The organism is Amycolatopsis sp. TRM77291 (genome assembly GCF_054166285.1).
In genome coordinates this window covers 1,034,844-1,061,071 of sequence record NZ_JBSZHF010000001.1, presented here as the reverse complement: position 1 = coordinate 1,061,071, position 26,228 = coordinate 1,034,844, and the positions used below count along the sequence as shown (strand labels likewise).

Sequence of the window (26,228 nt, the reverse complement as noted above, 5' to 3'; positions counted from 1 at the left end):
CCCGGCCGGACTATCCGGCCGGTACGGGAAGCCCGCCAAGGAGATCGTTCACCAGCGAGGACAGGCTGATCAGGAGCCGCTGCACCAGAGCGTTGAGCAACGCCGTCACCGGCGGCAGCCCCGCCTCGGTCTCCATGCGAGCGGCCAGTTCGTCCACTCCTTGACGCGCTTCGGCGTTCTCCTGCCGAGCGGTGACCGCGGTTTCCTTCGCCTGCGCCTGGATCACGTAACGCTCGCCACGCGCCAGGTCGGTGAGCACCGGCGTGAGTTCCCCAAGGCTCGCCTGGGCGCCCGGCACGTCTCCCTTGTCCACCCGAGAGACCAGCGCGTCACGCATGGTCTGAACCACTGCCGCCGCACTGGTGGTACTGGACGAACCGTTCCCGCCGGGGCCAGTCGCCTGCGCCACGCCCACGCCCGCCAGCGCCACCGAGGCCGCGGTGGCGAGCACCGTGAACGCCCGCGTCAGTTTACTTCTCATTTCGCAACTCCTCCGGATTTCCGACTGCCGACTCCGCTCATCGTGAACCTTCTCCGCGAATAACGCGAATGTGCGGGCAACGCGGAAGGCGGGCTTCAATTCCACTCAGTGCACGGCCATTCCGGAATCGGCGACACAAACGTCGAGTTCGCGTGAAACGCATCCCGATGAACCACCGCCGGAGGGAACGCTGCGTAGCCGCCTCACCTGGTCGAGCTGCCACCGGCCACCGATCGGCTCACTTTTCCGCTTTCTTCTCACCCAAGGTGCGATCACCATCGCCCGTATCGGCCACAGCCGATTCACCCGACAGTGCCGTTTGCCTTCGAACGCTCTTGGGTAACCGTGGCGTTTCACATCGGCAGAAAAGACACTCTTAAGAATGGCATCGGCATCGATCACTTCTTGCCGGGGCGAAGCGTCGTTAATCTGGCCACACGCTGAAAGTCCGATATCGCCCGGCGCTGGGACCTGACACGAAGGCACCGGTTCGACGACATCAGCCAGAGGGGCGCCCCGGAGGCCGAAGCGCCGGGGCACCCCTCGAACACCCCAGCCGCCGAGCCGACTGATGCGTCGCGGTATTCAGCGACGAAGTTCAGTGCCGGCTCCGCGTACACGGTCCTCCGCGCAGAGGGGGAACTCGATGCCGCCACCGCCGAGCGGCAGGCGCCCATCTCTCGTGAACCCGCACACGAGGCCCGACGCGATCGCCGTCGACGCCGCACCAGTTTCCTTTTGCCGCATACCGGCATTGAAGACGTTGATGAAATCAAGTGCCGAAGCACGTTCTCACGGCGCCGGTTTCGCCATCGACTCCCCGCTATCCACCCTTTCCGCCCCGCGGTCACCGAAGCCATGAACACGTTGCACCACAACGGGTCAAGCCCGCCAAGGCAACCCAATGGACAGAGGTATCGAAAGGGTGCGATGGCCGTGACACACTTTTCTTCGCGTTGATCAAGAGTACTGTCCCGAAGCGGGTGGGGATCCACCCGAGGTCGATTCAAGTGACCATATTCGCGTCAGGTATCACCAACTCGAAAGGATCACGAACAATCATGACTGAATTGCGTCGATGGGCGCTCGCGGCGGCAGCCGTCGTCCCGCTATCCCTGGTTTCCGCGGGCCTCGCCTCCGCCGACCCCGGTGACGGACCCGGCACCGCCGACTTCGTCGAGACCTCCGCGACCTTCGCCGGAATCGGCGGCGCCGGAACGATCGACACCGTCTCCGTCTCGGGCCACGATCACGACGGCCATTGGTGGGCCGAGGAAAGCGCGGTGCTGGCGGGCCCCACCGGAGCCGCCGTGCTGCACACCGAAGAGTCCGGCTCCGACGACGAGGCGGAAGTCCTGCCCGTCGAAGACAAACCCGGCCGCCCGTCCACGACGCACGGGAAACGACCGGTCGCCCACACCGACGGGGACAGGAGTCCCTCCCTGCACCGCCCTTCGAAAGCCCACCACGACCATAAGCCCCACCACGCCCAGGTGGCTTACACCGCCTCGACGAAGACCGCGGACGTCACGGGCGCGACCTCGTCACACGTTGCCAGCCAGGCCGGTGACGACTACGCCCTGTACGAAGCCGCCGACCTTTCGGCGGGTCCGGAAGGCGCCGTGTCCGAAGGCGTGCAGGCGGCGGCCGTCCCCCAGCACGCGCACTACCACAAGTGGTACACCGCGGCAGGCGAAGACGGCGCCGTCACCCACGAAGTGAGCGCGGTGGCCGACGCGATCGACCGGCGAGGACACCACCACGCACACGATCGCCGATGAACCGGTGGGCCGGGCCGCTCAGCCGGCCCGGCCCACGCCGTTTGACGCGTTCGCGGGGAACCCTCTTGGAGCGGCAGGCACTCCAGCCACCCGGCGTTGGCGGCATCGGTCGCACTAAGGCAGAGCCGCTCGCGTGGTGTCCAGGCCGGCGAGCAGGTCTCCGTGGTCGTCGACGCGGTCGAGGACGTCGTCCGCGGTGAACACCAGTTGCGCCGGGCGGCGGCAGGCGCGGACTTCGTCCCAGGTGATCGGGGTGGACACGGTGGGGTGGTCGCGGCCGCGCAGGGAGTACGGGGCCACGGTGGTCTTGGCGGGGTTGTTCTGGGACCAGTCGATGAACACCCGCCCGGTCCGCTGGGCCTTGGCCATCACCGCGGTCACCCGGTCCGGTGTCTCCCGGGCCAGGCGTTGCGCGAGTTTCTTGGCATACGCCGACGGTGCCGTGGAGTCGCCGGTGGTGATGGCGCAGTAGAGCTGCATGCCTTTCGAGCCGGAGGTCTTCGCCAGCGGCGTCAGTCCGTCCTCGGTCAGTGCGTCGCGGAGGCGTTCGGCGACACGGCAGCAGTGCACGATCGAGGTTCCCGGGCCGGGATCGAGATCGAACACCAGCCGGTCCGGTGGGAGGCGTATCCCATCGCCATCGACTGTCCATTGGGGAACGTGGAGTTCGAGCGCGGCCATGTTCGCCGCCCACACCACGGCCGCGAGTTCGTCCAACAAGGCGTACGTGATCGGCTCTCCCGAACCGCGGGCCCCGCTGCGAGCGATCCGGACGGTGGGCAACCACGAGGGCGCACCGTGCGGAACGTTCTTCTCGAAGAACTGCTCGCCGCCGACACCATCCGGGAAGCGGATGAACGTCACCGGCCGCCCGGCCAGATGGGACAACAGGACCGGGGCGACGCGGGAGTAGTAGTTCGGGAAGCGGATGAACGTCACCGGCCGCCCGGCCAGATGGGACAACAGGACCGGGGCGACGCGGGAGTAGTAGTTGATGACCTCACCCTTCGTCACCGGCCGCCCGGCCAGATGGGACAACAGGACCGGGGCGACGCGGGAGTAGTAGTTGATGACCTCACCCTTGGTGAACCCATCCGGATACAAGGCCTTGTCCAAATTGGACAACGTGAGCCGCCTGCCACCTGCCTGGACGGTGATCTTGGTCCCGGCCACCGGTGAGGCCGCGGGCCGGTCCTCGATCACCGGTTCACCTTGTGCCTGCCCACGCGGACGCGCGGCATCCCGAGAAGGTGTCTCCGTTCGAGCCTCGGCGGAGACGGGCTCTCGTCGTTGCGGGGCCAGGACTTCGCCGGGCTCCTTGTCGTCTCGCAGTCCACGCCACGCGGTATGCCGCAGGCGGCCGGCGCCGCGGGTGAACTGCCGGTACACCACCTCGCCCACCAGCTCCGGTTTCACCCAATGCGCCCGCGCGGTGTCGGCCCTGGGTGGCGTCACCGCGAACGGGTGCCGCTTCCGCTCGAGGACGTCGAGCCGGGCCTGCAGGCGGCTCCGTTCGGCCTCGGTGAAGCCGGTGCCGACATCACCGACGTAGACCAGGTCGCCGGTGCCGGGGTCGTGAGCACCCAGCAACAGTCCGCCCATCACCCCGTTCAGCCGTCCCTGCCCGGGCCGGTAACCGCAGACGATCACCTCCGTCGTCTGGATCAGCGGGTGCTTCAGCCAGGCGTTGCCGCGACGTCCCGGGGTGTACGCCGCGGTGCGGAGCTTCGCGACCAGACCCTCATGACCGCTGGCCTCGACATGCTCGAGCAAATGCCGCGGGGTCCGGCGATCGGCGGCCAGATCGGTGAAGGTGAACCCGCGCACCACCTCCACCCGGTACGGATCCGGCATCGGCAGCGCGGTCAGCTGCCGCCGACGCTCGTCATACGGCTCGCGCAGCAGTGAGGTGCCATCAAGGTGCAGCAGGTCGAACGCAAGAAACCGGACCGGGACGTCGTCGAACGGCTCATCACGGCGAGCAGAGCTGCGATGAGTCTGATAGCGGCCGCGCCGTTCTTGCAGTAGCCCGAAGTCGATCTGGCCCGCGTCGTTGTAGACGACGATCTCACCGTCCAGCACCGCGCTCCGGCCGTCGAGCGCCTCGGTCAGGACGCCGGCCAGGTCCGCGAACTCGTGGGTGAAGTCGACCTCGTTGCGGCTGGTCAACACCGTGGTTCCGTCGGCGGCGACCCTCATGCACGCCCGGTAACCGTCGAGCTTGTACTCATAGGCCCACTCCGGCCCCTCCCGCAATCGGCCGCCGTCCGGGCCGGCCAGCATCGGGCTCACCCACCCCGGAACACCGCCTCCCGCCGGACCCCGCACCGCCTTCCGCGCCATCACGAGCTCCCGTCACCCCGCCATTCGCGGTTCGACCGTAACCCGCTTGGCCTAACAGCGCCGGATAAACGCAGGTCACGACGGTGTGACGTAACGTTTGCTCAGCGTGCACCATGCCGATACACCCTGGCTTTCCTGCCCGGTACGAGTGAATGAGCCGCACGATCGGGGGCCTCCTCGATTGAAAGCCGGCGGAGGGGACACCCGTTTTCCACCGGTTACGCAGGGAAAGAGGACGACGATGACGACGTGGTGGGGACTTCTCGGCCTTCTCGGACTGCTCGGCGGCTATGGCCTTCTGCGAATTCGGCACCGAAGCAGTCCTCCGGCCGGCGACGCGTTCGCGCGCTATCCCGTGGCGAACGAGCCCGCTGTGCCGAACGCCGATGCCGCCCACACCCCGCTCATGAACCCGGCGATCACACCCGACATGCTCGACCGCGGCCGGCGAAGGCCTCGGCGAGCCGCTCGCTCAGACGGCGGACGAGGCAAGCGCACTCCCCCTCCATCGAGGGTGCCGCCTCGGAAGAATCTCACGCAGCCCCGCCGGCGACCCGCGATGACCCACGCCACCCCGGAACCGGCCCCCGCTCCGAGCTCCGTGCCGGTCGCGGAGTCAGAGGGACACGTGCCGTCGTCGGCCGAGGATTCCGTTCGACCCGCCCAGGGCGCGAAGGAATCAGGATCGATCACCGGAGAACTGGCGACTCCGTCTCCCGCCCCTGAGCGGAGGCAGACGGGCGACTCCCCGCGCGCGAAGCTCGCGAACATCTTCTCGGCACATCGACAGCGACTCGACCCCCGGCGCGTACTCCAGCCTGCCTTGCTCAGGGCCAAAAAGTTCCTTCGTCGAGATTGAGCGTTCGCCCGCCGACGGCCAGCGCGGTGGTAGCCCGCACAAAGGAGTGCGGTGAAATAGAGGACATGACGGCACACGAGGACATCAAGGACCCCTCGGTCGAGCGGGACCAGCTGCGCCGGGCGATGGAGACCCTGCCGGTGATCGAACAGGCCAAGGGAATGCTCATGTTGTTACGCGGATGGTCGGCCGAGCAGGCTTTCGCGGCGCTGAAGTCGATATCCCAGCACACCAACGTCAAGCTGCACGACGTGGCGACGGTGATCGTCGCCTCGGGAGGCCACGCCGAGCCGTCCCTGCCCGATCGCGAGGCGGTGCGGGCGGTGCTGGACGAGACCCGAAGATCTGTGCTGGGCTCATCCTTCGGAGAGTGAGTGACCGCGTCCCGCCGGACACAGGGACTGGACCGGCGGGACCGGGCGCCGCTCTTCTCTGAACGGCACCGTGCGCCATGAATGTCCATTTTCGGGCCGGTTAAACGGATGCGTCCACAGGTCTTCATCGAACGTTCCGCTGGCCGCCCTGAACGCAGGCATCGATGTCACCGATAACAGAGGGAAACCCGGACGGGTGGTTTCTCGCCCTTGGACGCAGGGGTATACCCACAGCGATCCCAGGATGGGGTTACCTGGCCGCGGCGCGACCCTCCCCCTTGTTCACGCCGCCTGGCCGCCGTGGCCGGTTCACGGTGCGACGTACACCGTGAACCGGCTTCATTCACGGTGCGACGTACACCGTGAACCGGCCACTTCCATCCCTGGTCCGCGTGGACGTCGCGGCGAGCTGCTCGAAGGCCTGGCGCAAACGAGGTGTAAAACGCGGTGACACCGGGAAAACACGGGCATGACGAACATTCACGCCGGCATGACCGAGACAGCCGGACGGCCCGGCCAGATCGCCGCCTTGCGAAGGATGTTGCTCGCCTTCGGAGTCGGCGGGGCACTGGGCTGCCTGGCATGGATGGCGATCTGGTTCGCGATGCAGTTGTGAATCCGCTCTGTACCGCGGACTCCTCGGCCCGCTTTCCGCCCGGGCCCGGCCAGGGGCCTGAGCCGGCTCGGATTCAGGCCCCTGGCTCGAAGAAGATTACTGGCCCGTCTGCGTTTTCGGAGAGAGCAGGGTCGAGCCGAGCGGAGCCAGCGTCGTGTCGAGCGCGGACGCATCCGGTACCACCGAGGCGATCTGCTCGATCGTGGGCAGCTGGCCGCTCACGGGCATATCGACCGGAAGCGTGGAAGCGCTCGGCGCCCGCAACACACTCGCCGGAGAAATGACGGACTCCTGCCCGAGACCGGCGCTTCGCGAGGTGGCGGACCTTCCCCGTACCTTGTGGCTGCTCCCCAATTCCGGAGCGTCGGCGTTGACAGCGGTCACGCGGGTGCCCGCGCCGGGGTCGAGCGGATCGGTGACCACAGTGCCGCTGAGCGGAAGGGAAGGCGTCTCTGTCTCCAGCACGTCCTCGGTGACTGCGAGCGGCTTGGACCGCAACGACGTCACCTGTGCCGGGTGGACCGGCCCGGCCGGTGTCGCCGCGCCAGGCGCTCCCTTGGCGGTGTCGGCGACCGGCTGAATCGCGCGTCGGCCCCCGGTTTCCAGCTGCTGCAACGGTTTCGCTTCACGCAGAGAGTCGCCAAGGACCACTACCGCGGGGGTGACGACCTGCTGGTCCACCAGTGACGCAGGCAAGTCGGGGTCCACGTTCTCCGTCGCCGACGCGACACCCGGCCCCACCATCAGCAAACCGCCACTGACCAGCGTGGTCCGGACGACGAATTTGACCCAGTTCTGCATTAGAGATACTCCTTAGTTCTTTGAGCAAATGATTCGCGGCGGGATCAAGACCCGTCACATCCGGGCGCGACGGCACCCGGGCCCGGTACGAAGCCGTCGTCCGGCTAGGAAGCGGCTGTCGTTTCCCGGCTCCGGCAGCGGATGACCCACGCTGCCGGCGGAAATACGCGGCAACGACGAAGAGCCCGGTGCGCCACCGCCGAGCGGCGCACCGGGCACGTCTGTCGATCGCGAATCGTCGAGAACCCGTCTCTGGTCCTGGTTCCCGCACACCCACGGGAACCCGGACTCAGTTGTGCTGGTTCGTCCCGCCGTCCAGCACGCCGCCCGCGGCGCAGTTGTAGGGCGATTCACCGCTGGCCTCGTGCGACCCCGGCGAGAGGATCGGCACGCCGATGCCGTTGAGCGAGTCACGGATCGGGACCTGGACACCCAGGACGTTGACGTTGTTATCGCACGCACCGACCACGGCGTTGACGTTGTGCAGCACGTCGATGTTGTTCAGGTTGGCCAAACCGACCTGCTCGCTCACGTCGTGGACGGGGTGACCGTGACCTTCGTCGTCCGGTGTTCCGGCGGCCGCGATCCCGCCTGTCAGGAACGCCCCGGCCGCCACGGCGGCGGTCACGAACCCGATCTTCTTCAGCATGAACACTCCTCGAATAGGAAATGAGACGGCATCGACGCCGAAAAGGACACCGGCGTGCCGCGACGCAAAAGCTACCGACAACGGCGAGCGGATCACCAGCTCGTGCCATCATCGTGTGGTTCGAAACCCTGCCTGACCGAGATTGTTGTAGCCCGAACGGGGAATCGGCCGCCGTCCGCGCCCTTCGCAAACGGTGCACACGAACGACTCCAGAGCCCGCCAAGCCGCCCCACGCCCCGGATTCGGCTACACACGGTGCCCAAAGGCGCGCATGAGTCTCGTGCCACTCCCCTTGTGAACCACAACAACGGATACGAAGAATTCCTTTGAGTGACCACTTTCCCGGTTCGGTCCTTCGAACGTGGCGAGTTCTTCACGTCTCTACGCTTCCGGACATCTCTATGAGGTGGCCGAATCCGGCCTGTTCGTGCTGTGGCGAGAAGGAGCCGTTCGTGGTCGCTTACGGGATACTCGTCATTTCCGCGGCGCTGTACGCGATGGGAATCGTCGCCCAGAGTGTCGCCGCCCGACGGGCCGAACACCGGCCGGGAACGAGTCTGGGGCTGCTCGCCAGGCTGGCCACCGACCGGATCTACGTACTGGGTTTCGCCGGACAGGCGGGCGGTTTCGCGTTCGCCTTCTTCGCTCGCGAGTCCTTGCCGCTGTATCTGGTCCAAACGGCGTCGTGTTCGGCGATCGGGCTGGCCACCGTGTTCGGTGTCGTGGCCTTGAAGTGGCGGATACGGATGATCGAGGGGGCGGCGCTGACGGTGATGGCGGCCGGGCTGATCGTCCTCGCCGGTTCGTCCCAGCCCTCAGTCGCGGAAGATCTGTCGCCGGGCACCGTCCTGGTCTTGTCGGCCGTGCTGATCGGCGCCGTGGTGGCGACGACACGGACGAGCCGGCTGGACACCTTCCTCGTCCCCGCCGTCGTTTCCGGCGTCTCGTTCGCGGTGGTGGCGATCATCAGCCGGGCGCTGGCCCACCAGGAAATCCTTTCGCTGCCCGCGAATCCGTTGACCTGGATGATGCTGGCCGCCGCCGTCGTCGGACAGGCCTCGATGGCGGCCGCACTGCAGCGTGGTCTCGCGACGACGGTCGTGGCGATCGCCGAGGCCACGACCATCGCCCTGTCCTCCGTCGCCGGGCTCACCGTGCTCGGCGACCGAGTCGCCGCCGGGAGCGGGTCTTGGGTCGTCCTCGGGCTGGCCGCCGTCGTGGCCGGTGTACTGGTTCTCGGCTCGCACGCGCGGTCGACGACGTTCGCGCCCGGCGTGACGGGGAAGACCGCATGACCGCGCGCCCGCTCGCCAGCGTTTCGATCGATCTCGACAACCTGTGGGCGTACCTCAAGACCCATGGCGATCCCGAGTGGGACCGGTACCCCAGTTTTCTGCCCTCGGCGGTGCCGCGGTTGCTCGAAATCTTCGGGGATCTGCGGTTGACGACGACCGTGTTCGCCGTCGGCGCCGACGTCGTCCGTGAGGACGGCGCCAAGGCCGTCAACGAGATCGTCGCGGCGGGCCACGAGATCGGCAATCATTCGTTCGGTCACGAGCCTTGGCTCCACCGCTATTCGCGAGCCCGTCTCGAAGAGGAACTGCGGCTTACCGACGACGCGATCGTCGCCGCCGGGGGCCCGCTTCCCCTCGGCTTCCGCGGTCCGGGCTTCAGCCTCACCCGCGAACTCGTCGAAGTCCTGGCCGAACGGGGATACGCCTACGACGCCAGCACACTCCCTACCTGGGTCGGCCCCCTGGCCCGTGCCTATCACAATCGGACGGCTTCCCGAAACGACGACGGCGACGGTCGCGACGAGCTGTTCGGTGGTGTGGCGCGGGTGCTGGCTCCAGTGCACGCGTATCGGTGGCGGACGATCGACGGCTGTTCCCTCGTGGAACTCCCGGTGACGACGATGCCGCTGGTACGGACCCCGATCCACGGCTCGTACCTTCTGCGGCTCCATGAGGTCTCCCCACGGCTCGCTCGCGGGTATTTCAAGACGGCCCTGCGGTTGTGCCTGTTCCGGGGGGTTTCACCGTCCCTTCTGCTGCATCCCACCGACGTCCTCGGCGGCGCCGAGGCCCCCGGCATGGAGTTCTTCCCCGGAATGGCCACACCGGGCAGCCGGAAGGTGGCTTGGCTGGCGTGGGTCCTGCGGACGCTGCGCGAGCATTTCGACGTCGTCGGCACCGGCGAACACGTGCATCGGACCGATCCGCGCAGAGAGCGCTCGGTGACCCGGCTGGACGCCGGAAGATGATCGTCTCCACGGTGCCCGGAAAGGACACGCGGGCGGCGGCGCTGCGCGCTCTCGCGTATGCCACGGTGGCGTCTGCTCCCCTCGAGGGCTATCTGACAGCCGCGAATCCGCATCTCGGCAAGGTCTTGCCCGCGCTGTTCGTCGCCACGTGGCTGGCGGTCCGCGTCCAGGAACGGCGAACCCCAGGACCGGCACCGCTGCACGTCGTGGTGGCACTGCTGGGCACGGTGGTGACGATCACCGCGGCGGCCCATTCTTCGGGCGCGTTCACCGCGGAGTACACCGCACGCTGGCTGCCGTTCCTCGTTCTCACGGTGGTGCTGGCGGATGTCGCCCGCCGGGAGGTGCCGATCCGCGGCGTGCTGCTGGCCATGGCCGCGGGAGCCGCCGTGGCCGGGCTTGGCGCGTTGTACAGCCTTTTCGTCGACGGGCAGGCACGCGCCAGCGGCCCGTTGGAGGATCCGAACGATCTCGCCTACTTCCTCGTCGCCGCGGTACCGCTGCTCTGCCTCGTCCGCCGGGACACTCCCCGGCGAATGGTCGCCGTGCCCCTCGTGTGCGCGGTGGTGGTGGCCGGCGCGACGGCGACGTTCTCGCGCGGCGGCGCCTTGGGTTTGGCGGCGGCGGCAGGCTGGCTGTTCCTGCGCCGCGTCCTGTCCTGGCGGTTACTCGCCGTCGCGGCCATCGCGGCCGGCGTGCTGTGCCTGGCGGCGACACTGTTCGCCGGACCGCGGATCGAGCGGGCGTTCCAGGAGAAGACCCATATCGCGGCGTCCAATGTAGACACGCGAGAGCTGCGCTGGCAGGCCGCCGCCCGGCTGGTGGCCTCCCATCCGGTGCTGGGTGTCGGCCCCGGCGGGTTCCGTGAAGAGTACGCCGCGGCGTCGCACAACGCGGAGCTCGACGAGCAGACACCGGTGGCGCACAACATGTATCTCGAGGTGGCCGCCGAGCTGGGCCTGCCGGGTTTCGCGCTGTTCGCCGCGGTGATCGGGATCGCCGTGACGGCGAGCGAACGGACCGTCCGGACGGGCACCCCCTCCGCCCGGACGGAAGCGGTCGTGATCCAGGCGTCGCTGCTGGCCGTGCTGGTCACCTCGACCTTCCTCTCCGAGCAGTACTACCTGCCGTTGTGGGCACTGGCCGCGTGTGCCGTGGCGGCCGAGAACCGGGTTCACGGAAGGAAAGGCGGTTCCGATGCGGATCCTGCACGTGATCAGTGAGATGGGCGCCGGCGGGGCCGAAACCCTGGTGGCGGAAATGGCGGGCCGCGGTACCGGGTACGGCTGGACGTCCGCGGTCGCCAGCGGTGGCGGGTTCCGGGCCGACGAGCTGGCCGCGCAGGGCGTGGCGGTTTTCCCGATTCCGCTCGCCCTGCGCAGCAGGCGAGGTGTGCTGCGGGCGGCATGGGCGGTCCGGCGGGCCATCGCCCGGTTCCGCCCGGACATAGTGGTGGCGCACAACGTCGGCGCGAGCCTGGTCGCCCGCCTCGCCCTCGCCCCTGGACGGCGGCGGCCGCTGGTGACCGTCTTCCACGGCGTCGCGGACGACGAAGTGGCGGTGGCCGCGCGGATCGTCCGGCGCACCTCGGACCGGGTGGTCGCCGTTTCCCCGGCGACGGCCGACCAGCTGGCCGGAGCGGGGGTGAGGCGGCCGGTGGTGATCCGCAACGCCGTGTTCACCAGGCGTCCCCACTTCGGCCGGGCGGAGGTGCGGGCCTCGCTCGGCGTCACGAACGGGACTCCGGTGGCGCTCTGCCTCGCCCGGCTGGAGTCGCAGAAACGTCACGACGTGCTGCTGGACGCTTGGGCACGGCTCGACGGTGACGCGGTGCTGTGGCTGGCCGGAGACGGGAAACTTCGCGCCGCGCTGGAGGAGCACCACGAGAGGGTGGGCGGAAAGGTCAGGTTCCTGGGCACCCGCGAAGACGTTCCCGATCTTCTCGCGGCGGCCGATCTGACGGTGCTGACCAGCGACTGGGAAGGCCTGCCACTGGCCGTGCTCGAATCGATGGCCTCCGGTCGCCCGGTGGTCGCGACCGACGTCGGCGGCGTCCGCGACGTGCTGTCGGGCGGGGCCGGGGTGGTGGTGCCGCCCGGTGATCCGCAAGCCGTCGCGGAGGCTCTGCGGCCGCTGCTGCGCGACAAGTCCACTCGGGATTCCCTGGGCGCCGAAGGCCAACGGAAGATCCAGCGGGAGTACGACCCGCACACGGTGATGAAGGCCTACGACGAACTGCTCCGCACGACGCTGGAAGGCAAGCGGTGAAACAGCTTCTGACCAGGATCCCGCGTACCGTGGCCTTCAGCGCCGCAGCGGGGTTGTTGATCGGCTCGTTGGTCTTGACGGTGGGCTTGTCGCGCGGCGAGCAGTACCAGGGACGTATGAGCCTGCTGGCCGAACCGGCGATCGAGGCGGAGGGCTCGGCCGCGCAGTACGGCGAAGTCGTCTCACTGACCCTGCCCGCACTCGTCGAACTCGCCCGTAGTCCCTCGGTGCTTCAGGCGGTGGCGCCGCTCTCCGGTCACTCGCCGGAGGAACTCGGCCGGCGTGTCTCGGTCGAACTGGTGCCCGCGTCCGGTCTGGCGCGCTTGTCGGTGCGGGCGGCGTCACCGGAGCAGGCCGGTGCCACGGTCACGGCGCTGGGCAAGGCGCTGGCCGAAGCGCGCCTGCTCGCTCCGGCCGGCAGGCTGCGGCCACTGGACGCCAAGGCCGACGTGGCCGCGGTCTCGCCCGACGGTTCGCTGGTGACCGGGCTCGCCCTGGTCGCCGCCGTGGCGGCCGGACTCGCGGTGGCCGCGCTCTGCCGGCTTCCTTCGCCGCGGTTCGGTGGTGGACGGGGGTCCGTCCGCCGCGCGCTGCTCGCCGCGGGGATCCACCGGCCGGTGGCGGTGCTGCGCGGTGACGATCCGGCGGCCGCCGACCGGCTGGCCGTTCTCGGTCTCGCGACGGGCCGGCCGCTCCGCGTGGTCCCGGTCGCCCCGGAATTCAGTGAGGCGGCCGCCAAGCTGGCGGCCACGCTTTCGGCGGACCGCGACGGCACCTCGGTGGTGGCCGTCGCCGGACGACGACGGCACGACGAGCTGACCTCGGTGGCCGGTGTACTGCCCGCCGACGCCGTACTCGTCGCGGTGGTGCTGACGTGACCGCGAGAGAGCGGTCGGTCCTCATCGTCGCCGCGATCGCCGGGTCGCTGTGCGCCTGGCACGCGCTCGCGCCGTCGTGGCAGGTGCCGGTGCCGGGGCGAGCGGATCCCGCCGAGCAACGCACGCAAGACTTCCGCGACGCGCTGTACTACCCGATCCGGGAGTTCCTCGCGGGCGGCGTCCCCTACGACCCCGCCGCGATGTTCGCGCATTGGCCGGTGCGGCAGGATTTCAACCTCTACCAGCCCTACCACCTCGTGGCGCACCTACCGTTCGCGCTGCCCGGTTACCGGGTTGGCGCGGTGGCCTTCTCGGTGTTCTCGTTGCTGTTGCTGGTGGCGCTGGCCGCGCTGACCGCGTACGCCGTCCGGCGGCTCGTCACCGTCCCGTTCGTGGTCACGACGGTGGTGGTCGCGGCCCTGCTGGTGGCCAGTCAGGTCGGGAAGGCCCAGCTCTACGTCGGCCAGGTGAATCCGCTGATCGCCGTCGGTGTGGCAGGGGCTTTGCTCTTCTGCCGGGACCGTCCGGGCTGGGCGGCGGCGGCGCTCGCGCTCGCCTGGCTCAAACCGCAGTTCGGGTTTCCACTCGCCATCCTGCTGTTCGCCCGTGGCTCTCGGCGGGTGGCGCTGGCCGGGACCGCGATCGCGGCGGTCGCGAGCCTGCCGGTCGTGGTGCTGCTGGTGGCCAGGGCCGGCGGGATCGGCGCGTTCGCCGACGTCGTCGCCGCGAACCTCACCCATGCCAGGGGTACCGCCTACGGCGCGGTGGATTCCCCGACCGCGCAACGGATCGACGTCGCGGCGGTGCTGTTCCGGGTCACCGGCTGGGCGCCCGCGGGCATCGAATTGGCGGTTCTGGCGGTAGTGCTCGTCACGAGCGTGCTGCTCGTACGGCGACTCGACCGGGCGTCGCCGGTCGCGGATCTTCTGACGTGTCTGGCCGTGGTGGTCTGCGTGGTGCACCAGCCAGGGGACGTGCTGATCGCCGTACCCGCGACGGCGGCGGTGGCCGTGCTGTGGTGGCGCCATCGGTCCGAGCCGGGGTGGGGCACGGCCGGGCTCGCGGTGCTCGCGGTGGCGGTTCCGTTCGCGCATCTGTACACAGTGGACTCCGCGTTGGTGACGCTGTTCGGACCGCGAGTGGCGGTCACGGTCGACGGTCTCGCCGTGGTGTTCGCGTGGTGCGCGTCGAGTTGCGCGGCGGCGCGGCTGTCCCGGTCGCGCCTCGCCCCGCCGATCGCGGCCGGTGGCGGCCGATGACCGGAGGGCTCGGTACGAAGGCCGCCCGCGGCTCGCTGTGGCTCGGCGCGGTCAACCTGGTCAGCAAGGGCAGTCAGATGCTGGTCACCCTGGTACTGGCGGCGCTGCTGACGGAGGGCGAACTCGGTGTCGTGGCGCTGGCGGTGTCGCTGGTCAACCTCGGCCAGGTGGTGCAGTCGATCGGCGTGTACGACGTGATCAGCCGTACCGAACGGGATTCCCGCCGGATGGCGGGGACCGTGCTGACGCTGAGCGTGGGCGCCGGCCTGCTACTGGGGGTCCTCCTCGTCGCCGTCGCGGGTCCTGTCACGGAGGCGCTCGGCGTCCCGGACGCGGCCGGTCCGGTCCGCCTGGCCGCGCTCGGCCTGCCGTTCGCGGCGGCGGGCGGGGTCCAGCTGGCTCTGCTGCACCGGGAGCTGGACTTCCGGCGGCGGATGGTGCCCGACGGCGGGAGCGCGGTGCTGGGGGCGGCCGTGACGATCGTGTTCGCCCTCGGCGGCGCGGGGCCGATGTCGCTCGTGGCCGGTTTCGTCTGTGCCTCGGTCGCCCAGCCCCTGCTCGGCACGCTGATGGGTGGCGGGATCCGGCCGTGCTGGGACTCCCGCGCGGCGGTGGAAGCGCTGCGCTGGGTGGCGGTCGTGGGACCGGCCGCCGTCGTGGCGGCACTGCTCGTGAACCTCGATTACCTCGCGGTGGGACGTCTCCTCGGGCCGGAAGCGGTCGGCGTCTACTCCCTGGCCTACCGGCTGGCTTGGGTTCCTTACATCACCGTGGCGATCGTTCTGGGGGCGGTGGCCTTCCCGGTGTTCACGCGGTTGTGCCGTCGAGACGGTCCGCTGCGGGAGATGGTCTCCCGGTTCACCCGCGCCGTCCTCGTGCTCACCGGCGGTCTGTATCTCGCCCTCGCCGTGCTCGCCGACCGTGTCGTGCTGCTGGGCGCGCGATGGGCGGACGCGGCGGGGCCGCTGGTCCTGCTCTGCGGCTACGGCCTGGGGATCTGCCTGCTGCAGATCTGGTACCAGGCGGTCAAGGCGACCGGCCACGCCCGGCGGTACCTGGCGCTGGAGAGCGCTCATCTGGGGCTGCTGGTCGCCGGGCTGGCCCTGCTGACCCCCTTCGGAATCGAAGCGGTGGCCGCGGTCCAGTTCGCCGCGGCCTGGCTCATGCTCCCCATCGCCTGGCACGTCCTGGCGCGGCTCGAAGCCGCGCCGCCGGTGCAGGAACTCACCGGGATCGTGTCGCGTGTCCTGACCGCGTGCGTGCTCGGCGCGCTGCCCGCCGTTCTCCTGGACCAGGCGGGATCGTTCGGACCCGCGGACTCGGTGCCGGGCGCGCTGGGCGAGGGACTGGTGCTCATGGCCGGGTACACGGCGGCGACGCTGGCCTTCCACCGCCATGAACTTCTCGCGCTGCGCCGGGGACGGCCGCGGTGAGGATCGTGCATGTTTCCCAGCCGGTGACCGCGGGAGTGGCGGCGGTGGTCCTCGAACTCTCGGTGGCCCAACGGGATCGCGGCTGGTCGGTGACCGTGGTCTGCCCGCCGTCGGGCTGGCTCGCCGAACACTCGCGGTCGCACCGGATCGCGGTACGCGCCTGGGAGGCGACCCGTTCTCCCGGCCCGCGAGTGATCGACGAAACGGCGAGCTTGCGTCGCGTTCTCGCCGAACTGCGGCCGGATGTCGTGCACCTGCACAGTTCGAAGGCCGGGCTGGCGGGAAGGCTGGCCCTGCGCGGGTCGCGGCCCACGGTGTTCCAACCCCACCTGTGGTCCTTCGAAACCGTCCGCGGGCCCCTGCGGAAGGCGTCCACCGCGTGGGAACGGCTCGCCGCCCGCTGGACCGACCTCGTCGTGTGCGTCAGCGACGACGAACTCGCCGCCGGCCGGGAAGCGGGGATCACCGCGGACGCGGAAGTCGTCTGCAATGGCGTCGACACGGCGAAGTTCGCTCCACGCGATCGGGTCGCCGCGAGAAGACGGCTCGGTCTGCCCGACCGGGCCCCGATCGCGGTCTGCCTCGGCCGGTTGGCCGAACTCAAGGGACAGGACCAATTGCTGTCGGCCTGGCCGGAAGTGCTGCGCCGCGTGCCCGACGCGCTGCTCGTCCTCGCCGGGGACGGGCCGATGGGTGCCGTGTGGCGCGACCGTCACCCCGTCGCGTCCCACCGATCGGTGCGGTGGGCGGGCCATACCGACGACCCCGCGGCGTTCTACGCGTCCGCGAACGTCGTCGTGCTCCCCTCCCGTGCCGAAGGTATGGCACTCGTCTCCCTGGAGGCCATGGCCTGCGCACGGCCGGTGGTGGCCTTCGACGTCGGCGGAATGCGCCAAAGCGTCGACGGCGCCGGAGTCGTGCTGCCTCCGGGCGACCTGAGCCTGCTCGCCGACGCGGTGGCCGTCCGGCTCACCGAACCCGGACCCGCCCGGCTCGAAGGCGAACGCGGGAGACGGCGGGCCGAACTGGCCTTCGACCGCGGCCGGATGACCGACCAGATCTCCGTCCTCGTCGAAAAACTCGCCTCGAAGGAGCGAATCCGGTGAAACGCGTCGCTTATCTGCTGACCCAGGACCGGGGCGGCCCGGTCGACGTCACCGTGCGGCTCGCCGCGACGATGCCCCGCCAGGATGTCCAGGTGCGGGTCTTCGGCCCCGTCCCCGCCAGGGACGCCGGCCTGCTGGGAGGCGACCATGAACGGCTTCTCGTCGCGGACAAGCGGGATCTCGCGGCCGCCGGTCGCGCGCGAGCGGCGATCCGCGCGTGGCGGCCGGACGTGGTGCACGCCCAGGATCGCCGCTCGGGCCTCATCCTCGCGGGTATGCGTTTCTCCCGCGGGCCACGGCCACTTCTCGTGCAGACCTACCACGGCGTTCCGGACGACGTGACCGAGCCGTGGTTCCGCGGCGAGCGCGGAGCGGCCGGGCCGTCCGCCTACACCCGGGCGGTTCTGGCGGGCGACGCGACCGTGGCCCGCGTGCTCGACCACACCGTCGTGCCCGCCGAGCCGATGGGGCGGTTCCTCCGTGACCGGCTGAGGATCCCCGAGAGCCGTTTGGCGCGGATCGACAACTGTGTCGAGCCTGCCGAAGCGAAACCCCCGCGGGGTCCGGTCCGGCACTTGATCTTCGTGGGCCTTTTGGTGGAGCGGAAGGGAATCCTGAACCTGCTCGCCGCATTGTCCGAGCCGGGCGCCTTCCCGCCCGGCACCGGGCTGACGGTGGTGGGTGACGGCCCGCAACGGGCGGACGCCGAGCGCGCGGCCCAAGCGCCTTCGTTGCGGGGACGGGTCACCTTCCTCGGATTCCGCCCGGACGTCCCCGCGCTGCTGGCGAAGGCGGACGCACTGGTGCTGCCCTCGGCCATGGAACAGCAGCCGCTGGTCGTGGCCGAGGCCATGACCGCCGGAAAGCCCGTCGTCGCCACGGACACCGGCGGGGTGGCCGACATGCTCGGCTCGGCACCGCTGGCGCCACCGGGTGACGTCCCCGCGCTCGCCGAACGGCTGCGCGCGTTGTTCGCCGATCCGGATCCGGCCCGGACCGGCGTGCTTCTCGCCGCCCGGGCCCGGCGGTACACGCCGGAGGTCTGCGCGCGACGGCACCTCGACCTGTACGCGTCGCTGCTCCACCGATCCGCCCTATCCCTCACCGGGTTCGACCATCACCACCGCGTCGGCGGCGGCCAGTGAGATCGGAGCGGGCGGTGCCGGGGACGAAGGTGGCGCGGTCGACGAAGCCTTGGCCGGAGAAGTCGCGGCGGTCCGCGGACCCACCACCACGAGACCTTCGGGAGGCGTCACGGTCTGTGTCGCCGCCGTCGGGTTCACCGCCACCCAGCCGTTGGTGAACGTCCGGGTCCACACCCCGTTGGGCTGCCGCCCCGCGGCGTCGACGGCTTCGCCGAGGCCGCTGTCCTGCAGGGCGGACCACTCGGGGTCGCGGTAGTCGTCCGTGGTGGCCGGGGTCCAGCACGTCCGGGGACCCGCCAGCAGAGCGGCACTCGCGTACCCTGCCCGGGCCTGCTGGGCGGATCTCGTCCGGGTGACCAGCAGCAGCAACGACTCCCCGAGCGCGGCTTGGGCACGCAGCTCCTGGAACTCGTTACCGCGGAAGGTGAGCAGGCCGCCGGTCCCCCCGTCTTCGCGGAAGCCGAAGTTCTCCTCCATCGCGCCACCGAAGCGGGAATGCGCCGTCCACCGTCCCGGCATGAGATGAGTCTCCGAAACGTTCGGCACGAACAACTTCCCCGTCTTCTGCACGGCTTCCCCGATCAGCGACAGGAAGGCGTCGAGCCCGTCACGCAGCTTCCGGTCGGTTTCCGCCGCGGTCGTGGTGCCGGCGAGGAGCGCCGCCGAGTAGTGGCTCAAGGAGTTGAAATCGTTGTCCGCCAGTATCCCGTCCCAGCCCTCCCTGGTCACCTCGGCCACCACGGCGTCGACCCAGGCCTTCTGGTAGGCCGGATCCCAGACCGTCATCTGCCAGTGCTTCGGGTAGCCCTGCCACTCGATCCGCCGTCCGCGCGTGTCGGTCGCGAACCATTCGGGATGGGTGCGCTGGGCCGCGACGTACCCGATCCCGCTCGGCAGGAACTCGGCGTCCTCGCCGCCGATCACCGCTCCCGCGTAGTTGCGTGTACTGGACAAGTCCTTGTACACCAGCACCTTGATGCGCGGATTGAGCTCGCGCAGCTTCCGCATCGCCGCGCCTTGGTCCGCGTTGAGCACCACCACGTCGTATCGTTTGGCGGCCAGTTCCAGTTCGCGCGCGGTCGGCGGTTGCCCGATCCCGTACCACCAGGCGCACGGTGCCAGTGGTTTCGGCGGTGGAGCCGCCTTTTCTCCGGCCGAGCTGGTCACGCATCCCGCGGTCAGTACCAGCGTGGCGCATCCGACGGCGAGCCGGACGGCGACCGGATGTGCGCGCCTCAGCGCTGCCTTCGGCAAAACAGTTCTCCCACCGTGAGAATGACGATCTTGAGGTCGAGCCAGAGTGACCAGTTGGCGATGTAGTAGTTGTCGTAGCGGGCCCTGTCCGCGATCGAGGTGTCACCGCGCAGGCCGTGGACCTGGGCGAGACCGGTCAACCCGGTCGGTACCCGATGGCGGGCCCAGTAGAGATCGTGGACGGCGGAGAACTCTTCGACGAACACCGGCCGCTCCGGACGCGGACCGACCAGCGCCATGTCGCCGCGCACCACGTTCCACAGCTGGGGAAGTTCGTCCAAAGAGGACTTCCGCAGGAAGCGGCCGACCGGCCCGACGCGGTGATCTCCCGCCACCGACCAGCGCGTCGCCGAGTCGTCGACCGACTCCTGCCGGACACTGCGGAGTTTGTAGAGCAGAAAGGTACGGCCGTCCACGCCGACGCGTACCTGACGGAAGATGACCGGGAACCCGCTTTCCACCACGACCGCCAACGCGCACAGCGCGATGAGCGGCGCCAGTGCCACGAGCGCGAAGGCGGCCAGGACCGTCTCGATCACCCGCTTGACCAGCCAGCTCGGCCGGCGCGTCGGCGAGCCCGTCAATCGCATCAACGGATAGCTGCGAAGCCGGTCCACTCCGAACCGGTCCGGGCAGAGCGCGAACAACCGGGGAAGCACGAGGGTGACGCAGCCGAGCCGATGCGCGGTGACGGCCGCGTCGACGGTGGAACCGTCGCCCTCCCCGTCGTGCGCGAGCACGACCGTGCCCGCGCCGTGGCGGATGATGGCTTCGGCCAGTCCGTCGCGGATCAGCTCCACCGGAAAGGGAAACGGTTCCGTGACCGGGCCCGTGGGAACGAATCCCACCGGCACGAGGCCGAATTCCGGATGCCGTGACATGGTGCGGACCAGTTCGCCGCCGCTGTCGCCGTCACCTACCACGATGGCGCGGTCGCAGCGGCGGAACCGTCTGCGCCCCCACCGTCCGAAGGCGAAGACCCACGGCCGGGCGCATTCGCTCAGCACCGCGAACCCCACCACCAGTCCGTGCATTCCCGAGATCTCCGGCCGGGTCGCGGGCTCGAGACACGAGACCACCAGGAACGCGATCCCCGAAGTGGCCACCGATCGCGGCAGATCCTGTAGCCAGGACAACCACAACCGGCGCCGGTGCACCCGTCCGGCGACCCGTGCGCCGCCGAGAATCCCTCCGGCCAGCAACGCTTCCGGCACGGTCACGTCCGCCGTCCGCGCGGCCACCAGCCAGGCGACGACGTCGACGGCGACGAGCAGCACCATGACGGCATTGACCCGCGCCAGCAGTGGCCGTCTCCGGCGTGTGGCGGCGAGTCGCCGGTACGACCGGGCACGGGCCGGCCGGGGAAGCGACGGAGTTCTCAGCTCGGTCACCGCGCCGACTCTCCCCGGTGAACGCCACGGGACGATTTCGTCATCACGATATTTTCCACCTTCATCACAAACCAGCCGATCGAACCAAGTCCGATTCGGTCCGCTGCCTTCTTCCCTGCTTTCCGCGCGGCCGACCCGATCGGACGAACGCCGCGAATGCACCTTTCAGGGGATACCGGTGAGCGCATTGTGTTTTCAGGACCACCCCTCCTTTCGGGGGACGTGGGACGCCACTAAAGAAAGGGATCAACATAGCCGAAAATGAGCAGGCGGCCGAACCGAGGTTTACGGCCCGCGACCATTTCAAGGAGTCGAAGGGGAAACGTGGCAGTGAATGAAACCGTCCTGGCCACGAGGGCGGACCCTGACCGCGGAGAGGTGCGGACGGGCGGCCGGGCGCATGTGGTCCTGCCCGCGTTCAACGAAGAGAAGGCCTTGCCGGTATTACTGGAACGCCTCGCCGAGACCGCGCTCACCGAGCGGCTCACCGTCTGGGTGGTCGACGACGGTTCGTCCGACCGCTCCGCGACGGTGGCCGAATCCGGCTACGGCGGGCTCGAGGTACGCGTCGTCCGGCACGACGTCAATCTGGGCCTGGGGCGCGCCGTGCAATCCGGTCTCCGCGCCGCACTGGAGGAATCCGGCACCGACGACATCGTCGTCGTGATGGACGCCGACGACACGCACGATCCCGGCCTGATCCGCCGATTGCGCGAAGAGATCGCTGCCGGGGCGGATGTCGCGATCTGCTCACGTTTCGTGCCGGGCGGCGACGACCGGACCGCGCCGCCGGTCAGGCGGCTGCTTTCCCGCGGCGCCGCCCGGCTGTTCCAGCACGCGCTGGCCGTCGAGGGGGTCCGCGACTTCACCAGTGGCTATCGCGCGTATCGCGCCTCGCTGTTGGCGAGGGCTTCGGCGCACTGGGGCGACCGGCTCATCGAAGAGCAGGGTTTCGCTTGCATGGTGGAACTTCTGCTGAAGCTCCGCCACTGCGGCCCGGTGATCAAGGAGATCCCGCTCGTGCTGTGCTACGACCGCAAGCAGGGGCCGAGCAAGCTGAAACTCCGGCGCACCCTCGTGCAGTACCTCAAACTACTCGTCCGCGACCGGCTCAGCCCGGCCCCGTACCGGAAGCTGTGATCCGCCGGTGACGACCACGTATTCCCCGCACACCGCGGTGATCGGGGGCGGGATCTGCGGTCTGGCCACGGCGCACCGGCTCGCCCGGAACGGGGTCCGCGTCACCCTGCTGGAAGCCGGTGAGCAGCTCGGCGGCCTTGGGACCTTCTTCACCTACGGAGATCAGGCGGTGGAACGGTTCTACCACTGTGTCATGCCGACGGACGACGATCTCCTCGCCCTGCTGGACGACGTCGGCCTGGGTGACGCCGTGCGCTGGCGGAAAACGACGATGGGCATGATCGTCGGCTCCCGCCGTCACCGGTTCAACTCCCCTCTCGACCTGTTGCGGTTCACGCCGTTGCGCGTTCACGAGCGACTCCGTTTCGGCGCCGTGTCCTTGCTCTTACGGCACTTGGGAGCAGGACGGGACCTCGACGTGCTCCGCACCGAGGACTGGCTCCGCAGGCTCTACGGCAGCCACATCTGGGAAGAGTTCTTCGCTCCGATGTTCGGTTCGAAGTTCGGGCCGTCCTTCGGCGACGTCCCCGCCCTGTATCTGTGGCAGCGGCTCGGGCGTGAACGCAATGTCGCGACGCGCGGTTACCCGGAAGGCGGTTACAAGGCGATCATCGACGCGCTGCGGGTGGCGATCGAGGACGCGGGGGCGACGATCCGTACGTCGTCGCCGGTCCATCGGTTGCGCAGCACCGCCGAGGGATGCTCTCTCACCTTGGCGGACAATACCGTGCTCGAAGTGGACGACGTGGTGTCGACCGTGCCGCTGCCGCAACTGCGCCGGCTCGCCGACGCCGACCTCGCGCCGTGCCTGCCGCCGGGCGACCTCCGCTACCAGGGTGTGGTCACCGGCGTGTACTTCCTGCGCCGACGGCTGAGCGGGCACTATTGGACGCCGATCCTGCGCTCGGGTACGGAATTCGACGGCGTGGTGGAGATGTCCTCGCTCACGGGTACCGAAGTACACGGAGGTGCGCATCTCGTCTACGTCATGCGCTACACCGGCCGTTCTTCGCGCCTCTACCGCGACGAGCCGGACCGGATCGCCACCCGGTGGACGGTTCAGCTCAGGGAACTGTTCCCCGAACTTCGCGCGGAGGACATCGAGTCCGTGCGGGTGTTCAAGGCACCGTTCGTCGAACCGGTGTATCCCCTCGGATACCTGTCCGCCCGGCCGCCGGTCGCGGTACCCGGCACGCGCCTGCTCCTGGCGACCACCGCCCACGTGTACCCGGATGTCACGAGCTGGAACTCGAGCGTCAAACTCGCGAACCACGTGGCCGACGGGCTTCTCGGCGAGCTCAGCCGCCGGAGGGCCGGTGAACCGGTGCCGTGAAGCCACGTTCCGCTGGGAACATCGCCTCGACCGCCTCCACGATCCGCCGGCAAGCGGAACCGTCCCCGTACGGCGACGGAAGGCCCCGCAGCCGTTCGCGGTGTCCCGCCACGTCGTCCAGCCACCGGTCGGTCTCCGTGCCGATCCTCGGGCCGGGCGGTACGAGCGTGCCGAAGACCCCCGAGATCTCCGGCCGCTCGGTGCTCCGGCGGACCACGACCACCGGCCGCTTCAGCACACTCGCTTCTTCCTGGATGCCGCCTGAATCGGAGATCAGGAGCGCCGACTCGGCGGCGAGCGCGAGAAAGGAGGGATAAGCCTGAGGTTCGAGTACCAGAAGGGGAATCAGAAGCCGGGACAGACCGAACCGCTGCACGCACCGGCTCGTACGGGGATGCAGAGGGAGCACTACCGGGAGCGGAAGCCTGCCGAGTTCGCGCAGGATCTCCGCCAGCCTGTCGGGGTCGTCGACGTTCTCCGGCCGGTGGAAGGTCGCGAGAACGTACTCGTCCCGCCGCAGGCCGCGAGCGTTCAGGAGCTCGGCGCGGGCCGTGGCGGGTGGAAGACCCGCGGACAACGCCTCGACGACGGTGTTGCCGGTGACCGTGATCCGGGAAGGCGACACGTTTTCGGCGAGGAGGTTCCGATGATTGAGCCGGGTCGGAGCACAGCAGAGATCGGCGAGGTGGTCGATGAGGACCCGGTTGTGCTCTTCGGGCATCGCGCGGTCGTGGCTGCGCAACCCGGCTTCGATGTGCACGAGAGGGATTTCGCGCGCGTTCGCCGCCAGCGCCCCGGCGAGTGCGGAGGTGGTGTCCCCCTGGACCAGGACCACCGGACTCGAAAAGTCGGCCAGGGCTTCATCGACGGCACCGATCGCCTTGCCGAGTTGCGCGCCCCGGCCGTCGGCGGTGACGCCGAGTTCCCGGAATCGCCCGCACGACGGCAGATCCGCCCGGATACGCGCGTACAAGGAGTCGTCGTAGTGCTGTCCTGTGTAGACGATCGCGCAGTCGTCACCGAGATATCGGGTCAACGGCGACAGTTTGATGAGTTCCGGCCGTGTGCCGCAGACGAGTACCACGCTGCCTGCCACCCCTCGCCGCGACGACCGGCGGGGCACGTCCGTGCGTTCTTCGGATGGCGTGCCCACACCGATGGCGATCGACATACGGAAGTCCTTTCAGCTCGGCCTGCACGCACGCTACCCATCGTCGCCATCGGCGTCGCCACGATCAATCCATTGTGTGACCCCGTCGCACCGTCCACCGGAAACGGCCCACTCGAACAGGGCGAGCAGGCCCAAGGCTCACCCGGAATGAGGTTCTCTTGTTCAAGAAGTACTTCGCTCTCGCGGCGGTGGCACTCGCCGCCGCCACGACCATGCCCGTCCCCCGCTCCGACGCGTCGCCGAACCTCCTGCTGCCCGATCTGCGCCAAGCGCCACCGGGATGCCCGGGCGGATTCGCCGGCGCCTTGCCCGATTGCGCCGCCTGGGACGTGTGCCCGGTGGTCGACCCCGCGGCGCCGAACGGGCGCTGTGTTCCTCCCACCGCGGCGAAAGCCTTCAGGATCCGGTTCACCAGCTCGGAGGAGAACATCGGCGACGGCCCCTTGCTTCTTTACGGACGGCGGAACGATGTGAAGCAGCCTCGCATGTCGGTCCGGCAGGCCTTGCGCGACGCCAAGGACGGCTCCATCCCGGCCGACTACGCCGCCGCGCAGCGACCGACCCGGACCTTCACCTACTACGAACCGGCGATGGCTCATCAGCATTGGCACCTGATGAACTTCGAACACTTCTCGCTGATCTCGAAACAAGGCGACGTCGTCGTCACCGACCGCAAGAACGGCTTCTGTCTCGGGGATCGGTTCCCCATCGCCGACACGGTCAAACCGGCGCGGGTCCCGGGGGCAGGCGGCCCGGACGCGGAACTGGCCCGGCGGCTGCGCGCGAACAACTGCCGCCACCACGAACCGGACGCGCTCGACGTCCTCGAAGGGATCTCCGTCGGATACGGCGACGACTACAAGTACGACGTCGATTTCCAGTGGCTGGACATCACCCATGTGCCGTCCGGCCGTTACACCTTGGTGAACACGGTGAACGGGGATCGCACGCTGGCGGAGAAGGACTACGCCAACAATTCCTCGTCGGTGGCGTTGTCGATCGAATGGCCGGACGGCTCACCCGGCCTGACGGGAGTTCTCCCTCGCGGTCCCGTCGTCAAGTTCCTCCGGAGTTGCCCCGGGCAGGCACACTGCGACTGAGGCGGGAACGTCACCGACTGGCGGCGATCACGATCTCTGACAAGATCGATTCCAGTCGCCGATCGGGGCGGCGAGACGATGGGGCCGGGCTACCCGGACCGTGCCGGGCGCCCGGCCTCATCCCACGCCACAGCGGACCGAGGCACGACGAAAGCCGCCGCGCGGAGAGGTTTCCGCGCGGCGGCCGTACGACGGGGTCGGTCAGTTTCCTTGGACGGTCCCGCCGTCTTCGATGATGCCGCCGGCGCAGTTGTCGGGGGTGGCACCCTCGGCCTCGGTTTCGCCGGGCGAAAGCACGGGGACGGCGATGCCCTCGGCGACGTCACGGACGGGAACCTGGACGCCGAGCACGTTGACGTTGTTGTCGCAGACGCCGCCGACCAGGTTGAGGTTGTGGACCGCGTCGACGTTCTGGATGTTGCCGAGCCCGAGCTGGCCGTTGTGGTCGACCGGCTGGTCGGCGACGGCGGCGGAAGCGGATCCGCCGGCGATCGCCATGCCGGCGGCGAGAGCGGTGGCGACGAATCCGAGTTGCTTGATCACTGAAAAGACTCCTAGGAATACCTCGCCGGACGGGCCGGCG

Annotated in this window: 23 protein-coding genes; 15 read left to right on the top strand and 8 right to left on the bottom strand. The window is 69.2% G+C overall.

The window, feature by feature from the left end:
* Nucleotides 1–10: 10 nt before the first annotated feature.
* On the bottom strand, nt 11–481 hold the full coding sequence (locus ACXIZN_RS05085) for a hypothetical protein (protein WP_457952799.1): 471 nt from the start codon (nt 479–481) through the stop codon (nt 11–13).
* A 1,061-nt stretch (nt 482–1,542) separates the two neighbouring features.
* Between ACXIZN_RS05085 and ACXIZN_RS05080 the strand changes: the two genes are divergently transcribed.
* Nucleotides 1,543–2,262, top strand: a complete 720-nt coding sequence (locus tag ACXIZN_RS05080) for a hypothetical protein (RefSeq protein WP_457952797.1) — start codon at nt 1,543–1,545, stop codon at nt 2,260–2,262.
* 114 nt (nt 2,263–2,376) lie between these two features.
* Here the strand turns inward: ACXIZN_RS05080 and ligD are convergent, their stop codons facing one another.
* Entirely contained in the window at nt 2,377–4,605 is a 2,229-nt protein-coding gene (gene ligD, locus ACXIZN_RS05075) for a non-homologous end-joining DNA ligase (RefSeq protein ID WP_457952796.1), read from the bottom strand.
* A 924-nt stretch (nt 4,606–5,529) separates the two neighbouring features.
* Here ligD and ACXIZN_RS05070 point away from each other — a divergent pair.
* Nucleotides 5,530–5,838: an ANTAR domain-containing protein gene (locus tag ACXIZN_RS05070; protein ID WP_457952795.1), complete on the top strand. Its 309-nt coding sequence runs from the start codon at nt 5,530–5,532 to the stop codon at nt 5,836–5,838.
* A 490-nt stretch (nt 5,839–6,328) separates the two neighbouring features.
* A complete protein-coding gene (locus ACXIZN_RS05065; protein ID WP_457952794.1) occupies nt 6,329–6,454 on the top strand; it encodes a hypothetical protein in 126 nt (41 codons plus the stop codon).
* Between the two features lie 96 nt (nt 6,455–6,550).
* Here the strand turns inward: ACXIZN_RS05065 and ACXIZN_RS05060 are convergent, their stop codons facing one another.
* Together ACXIZN_RS05060 and ACXIZN_RS05055 are read right to left on the bottom strand one after the other, a co-directional pair.
* On the bottom strand, nt 6,551–7,255 hold the full coding sequence (locus tag ACXIZN_RS05060) for a hypothetical protein (RefSeq protein WP_457952793.1): 705 nt from the start codon (nt 7,253–7,255) through the stop codon (nt 6,551–6,553).
* 289 nt (nt 7,256–7,544) lie between these two features.
* A complete protein-coding gene (locus ACXIZN_RS05055) occupies nt 7,545–7,904 on the bottom strand; it encodes a hypothetical protein (protein ID WP_457952792.1) in 360 nt (119 codons plus the stop codon).
* Between the two features lie 452 nt (nt 7,905–8,356).
* Here ACXIZN_RS05055 and ACXIZN_RS05050 point away from each other — a divergent pair, with 452 nt between their 5' ends.
* The 9 genes from ACXIZN_RS05050 to ACXIZN_RS05010 are packed head-to-tail and all read left to right on the top strand — an operon-like array spanning nt 8,357 to nt 18,256.
* Nucleotides 8,357–9,199 carry a hypothetical protein gene (locus ACXIZN_RS05050; RefSeq protein ID WP_457952791.1) on the top strand — a complete coding sequence of 281 codons (843 nt, stop codon included), beginning with the start codon at nt 8,357–8,359 and terminating at the stop codon, nt 9,197–9,199.
* Nucleotides 9,196–10,167 carry a polysaccharide deacetylase family protein gene (locus ACXIZN_RS05045; RefSeq protein ID WP_457952790.1) on the top strand — a complete coding sequence of 324 codons (972 nt, stop codon included), beginning with the start codon at nt 9,196–9,198 and terminating at the stop codon, nt 10,165–10,167. Before ACXIZN_RS05050 ends, ACXIZN_RS05045 begins: the two co-directional genes overlap by 4 nt.
* Before the next feature lie 11 nt (nt 10,168–10,178).
* A complete protein-coding gene (locus ACXIZN_RS05040) occupies nt 10,179–11,390 on the top strand; it encodes an O-antigen ligase family protein (protein WP_457952789.1) in 1,212 nt (403 codons plus the stop codon).
* Nucleotides 11,365–12,435 (top strand): glycosyltransferase, encoded by a 1,071-nt coding sequence (locus tag ACXIZN_RS05035; RefSeq protein WP_457952788.1) that lies wholly within the window; start codon nt 11,365–11,367, stop codon nt 12,433–12,435. The genes ACXIZN_RS05040 and ACXIZN_RS05035 overlap by 26 nt, the downstream gene beginning before the upstream one ends.
* Entirely contained in the window at nt 12,432–13,313 is an 882-nt protein-coding gene (locus ACXIZN_RS05030; RefSeq protein ID WP_457952787.1) for a hypothetical protein, read from the top strand. The genes ACXIZN_RS05035 and ACXIZN_RS05030 overlap by 4 nt, the downstream gene beginning before the upstream one ends.
* Entirely contained in the window at nt 13,310–14,572 is a 1,263-nt protein-coding gene (locus ACXIZN_RS05025; protein WP_457952786.1) for a glycosyltransferase 87 family protein, read from the top strand. The genes ACXIZN_RS05030 and ACXIZN_RS05025 overlap by 4 nt, the downstream gene beginning before the upstream one ends.
* Complete coding sequence (locus ACXIZN_RS05020) at nt 14,491–16,005, top strand: oligosaccharide flippase family protein (protein WP_457952785.1); 1,515 nt, start codon at nt 14,491–14,493, stop codon at nt 16,003–16,005. The genes ACXIZN_RS05025 and ACXIZN_RS05020 overlap by 82 nt, the downstream gene beginning before the upstream one ends.
* Nucleotides 16,002–17,111, top strand: a complete 1,110-nt coding sequence (locus tag ACXIZN_RS05015) for a glycosyltransferase (protein WP_457952784.1) — start codon at nt 16,002–16,004, stop codon at nt 17,109–17,111. The genes ACXIZN_RS05020 and ACXIZN_RS05015 overlap by 4 nt, the downstream gene beginning before the upstream one ends.
* Nucleotides 17,108–18,256 carry a glycosyltransferase family 4 protein gene (locus ACXIZN_RS05010; protein ID WP_457952783.1) on the top strand — a complete coding sequence of 383 codons (1,149 nt, stop codon included), beginning with the start codon at nt 17,108–17,110 and terminating at the stop codon, nt 18,254–18,256. Before ACXIZN_RS05015 ends, ACXIZN_RS05010 begins: the two co-directional genes overlap by 4 nt.
* Here the strand turns inward: ACXIZN_RS05010 and ACXIZN_RS05005 are convergent.
* Nucleotides 18,206–19,510: a putative glycoside hydrolase family 15 protein gene (locus ACXIZN_RS05005; RefSeq protein WP_457952782.1), complete on the bottom strand. Its 1,305-nt coding sequence runs from the start codon at nt 19,508–19,510 to the stop codon at nt 18,206–18,208. The genes ACXIZN_RS05010 and ACXIZN_RS05005 overlap by 51 nt on opposite strands.
* A complete protein-coding gene (locus ACXIZN_RS05000) occupies nt 19,492–20,901 on the bottom strand; it encodes an exopolysaccharide biosynthesis polyprenyl glycosylphosphotransferase (RefSeq protein ID WP_457952781.1) in 1,410 nt (469 codons plus the stop codon). The genes ACXIZN_RS05005 and ACXIZN_RS05000 overlap by 19 nt, the downstream gene beginning before the upstream one ends.
* A gap of 324 nt (nt 20,902–21,225) precedes the next feature.
* Between ACXIZN_RS05000 and ACXIZN_RS04995 the strand changes: the two genes are divergently transcribed.
* Both ACXIZN_RS04995 and ACXIZN_RS04990 read left to right on the top strand, forming a co-directional pair.
* Nucleotides 21,226–22,041 carry a glycosyltransferase gene (locus ACXIZN_RS04995; protein WP_457952780.1) on the top strand — a complete coding sequence of 272 codons (816 nt, stop codon included), beginning with the start codon at nt 21,226–21,228 and terminating at the stop codon, nt 22,039–22,041.
* A 7-nt stretch (nt 22,042–22,048) separates the two neighbouring features.
* Nucleotides 22,049–23,374: an FAD-dependent oxidoreductase gene (locus ACXIZN_RS04990; RefSeq protein ID WP_457952779.1), complete on the top strand. Its 1,326-nt coding sequence runs from the start codon at nt 22,049–22,051 to the stop codon at nt 23,372–23,374.
* On the opposite strand, the gene wecB is transcribed toward ACXIZN_RS04990, so the two are convergent.
* Nucleotides 23,340–24,545 (bottom strand): non-hydrolyzing UDP-N-acetylglucosamine 2-epimerase, encoded by a 1,206-nt coding sequence (gene wecB, locus ACXIZN_RS04985; protein WP_457952778.1) that lies wholly within the window; start codon nt 24,543–24,545, stop codon nt 23,340–23,342. The two genes, ACXIZN_RS04990 and wecB, sit on opposite strands and share 35 nt — an antisense overlap.
* A 158-nt stretch (nt 24,546–24,703) precedes the next feature.
* Here wecB and ACXIZN_RS04980 point away from each other — a divergent pair, with 158 nt between their 5' ends.
* Nucleotides 24,704–25,645, top strand: coding sequence for a lysyl oxidase family protein (locus tag ACXIZN_RS04980; protein WP_457952777.1), 942 nt, complete (start codon nt 24,704–24,706; stop codon nt 25,643–25,645).
* Between the two features lie 201 nt (nt 25,646–25,846).
* Here ACXIZN_RS04980 and ACXIZN_RS04975 read toward each other — a convergent pair whose 3' ends face one another.
* The gene (locus tag ACXIZN_RS04975; RefSeq protein WP_457952776.1) at nt 25,847–26,188 is read right to left on the bottom strand and encodes a hypothetical protein; all 342 of its coding nucleotides are present in this window, start codon (nt 26,186–26,188) and stop codon (nt 25,847–25,849) included.
* Nucleotides 26,189–26,228 lie beyond the last annotated feature (40 nt).

Excerpts from the sequence above, each read along its gene's own strand:
- ACXIZN_RS05085 (WP_457952799.1), bottom strand. The coding sequence starts at position 481 with ATGAGAAGTAAACTGACGCGGGCGTTCACGGTGCTCGCCACCGCGGCC.
- ACXIZN_RS05080 (WP_457952797.1), top strand. The coding sequence starts at position 1,543 with ATGACTGAATTGCGTCGATGGGCGCTCGCGGCGGCAGCCGTCGTCCCG.
- ligD (WP_457952796.1), bottom strand. The coding sequence starts at position 4,605 with ATGGCGCGGAAGGCGGTGCGGGGTCCGGCGGGAGGCGGTGTTCCGGGG.
- ACXIZN_RS05070 (WP_457952795.1), top strand. The coding sequence starts at position 5,530 with ATGACGGCACACGAGGACATCAAGGACCCCTCGGTCGAGCGGGACCAG.
- ACXIZN_RS05065 (WP_457952794.1), top strand. The coding sequence starts at position 6,329 with ATGACCGAGACAGCCGGACGGCCCGGCCAGATCGCCGCCTTGCGAAGG.
- ACXIZN_RS05060 (WP_457952793.1), bottom strand. The coding sequence starts at position 7,255 with ATGCAGAACTGGGTCAAATTCGTCGTCCGGACCACGCTGGTCAGTGGC.
- ACXIZN_RS05055 (WP_457952792.1), bottom strand. The coding sequence starts at position 7,904 with ATGCTGAAGAAGATCGGGTTCGTGACCGCCGCCGTGGCGGCCGGGGCG.
- ACXIZN_RS05045 (WP_457952790.1), top strand. The coding sequence starts at position 9,196 with ATGACCGCGCGCCCGCTCGCCAGCGTTTCGATCGATCTCGACAACCTG.
- ACXIZN_RS05035 (WP_457952788.1), top strand. The coding sequence starts at position 11,365 with ATGCGGATCCTGCACGTGATCAGTGAGATGGGCGCCGGCGGGGCCGAA.
- wecB (WP_457952778.1), bottom strand. The coding sequence starts at position 24,545 with ATGTCGATCGCCATCGGTGTGGGCACGCCATCCGAAGAACGCACGGAC.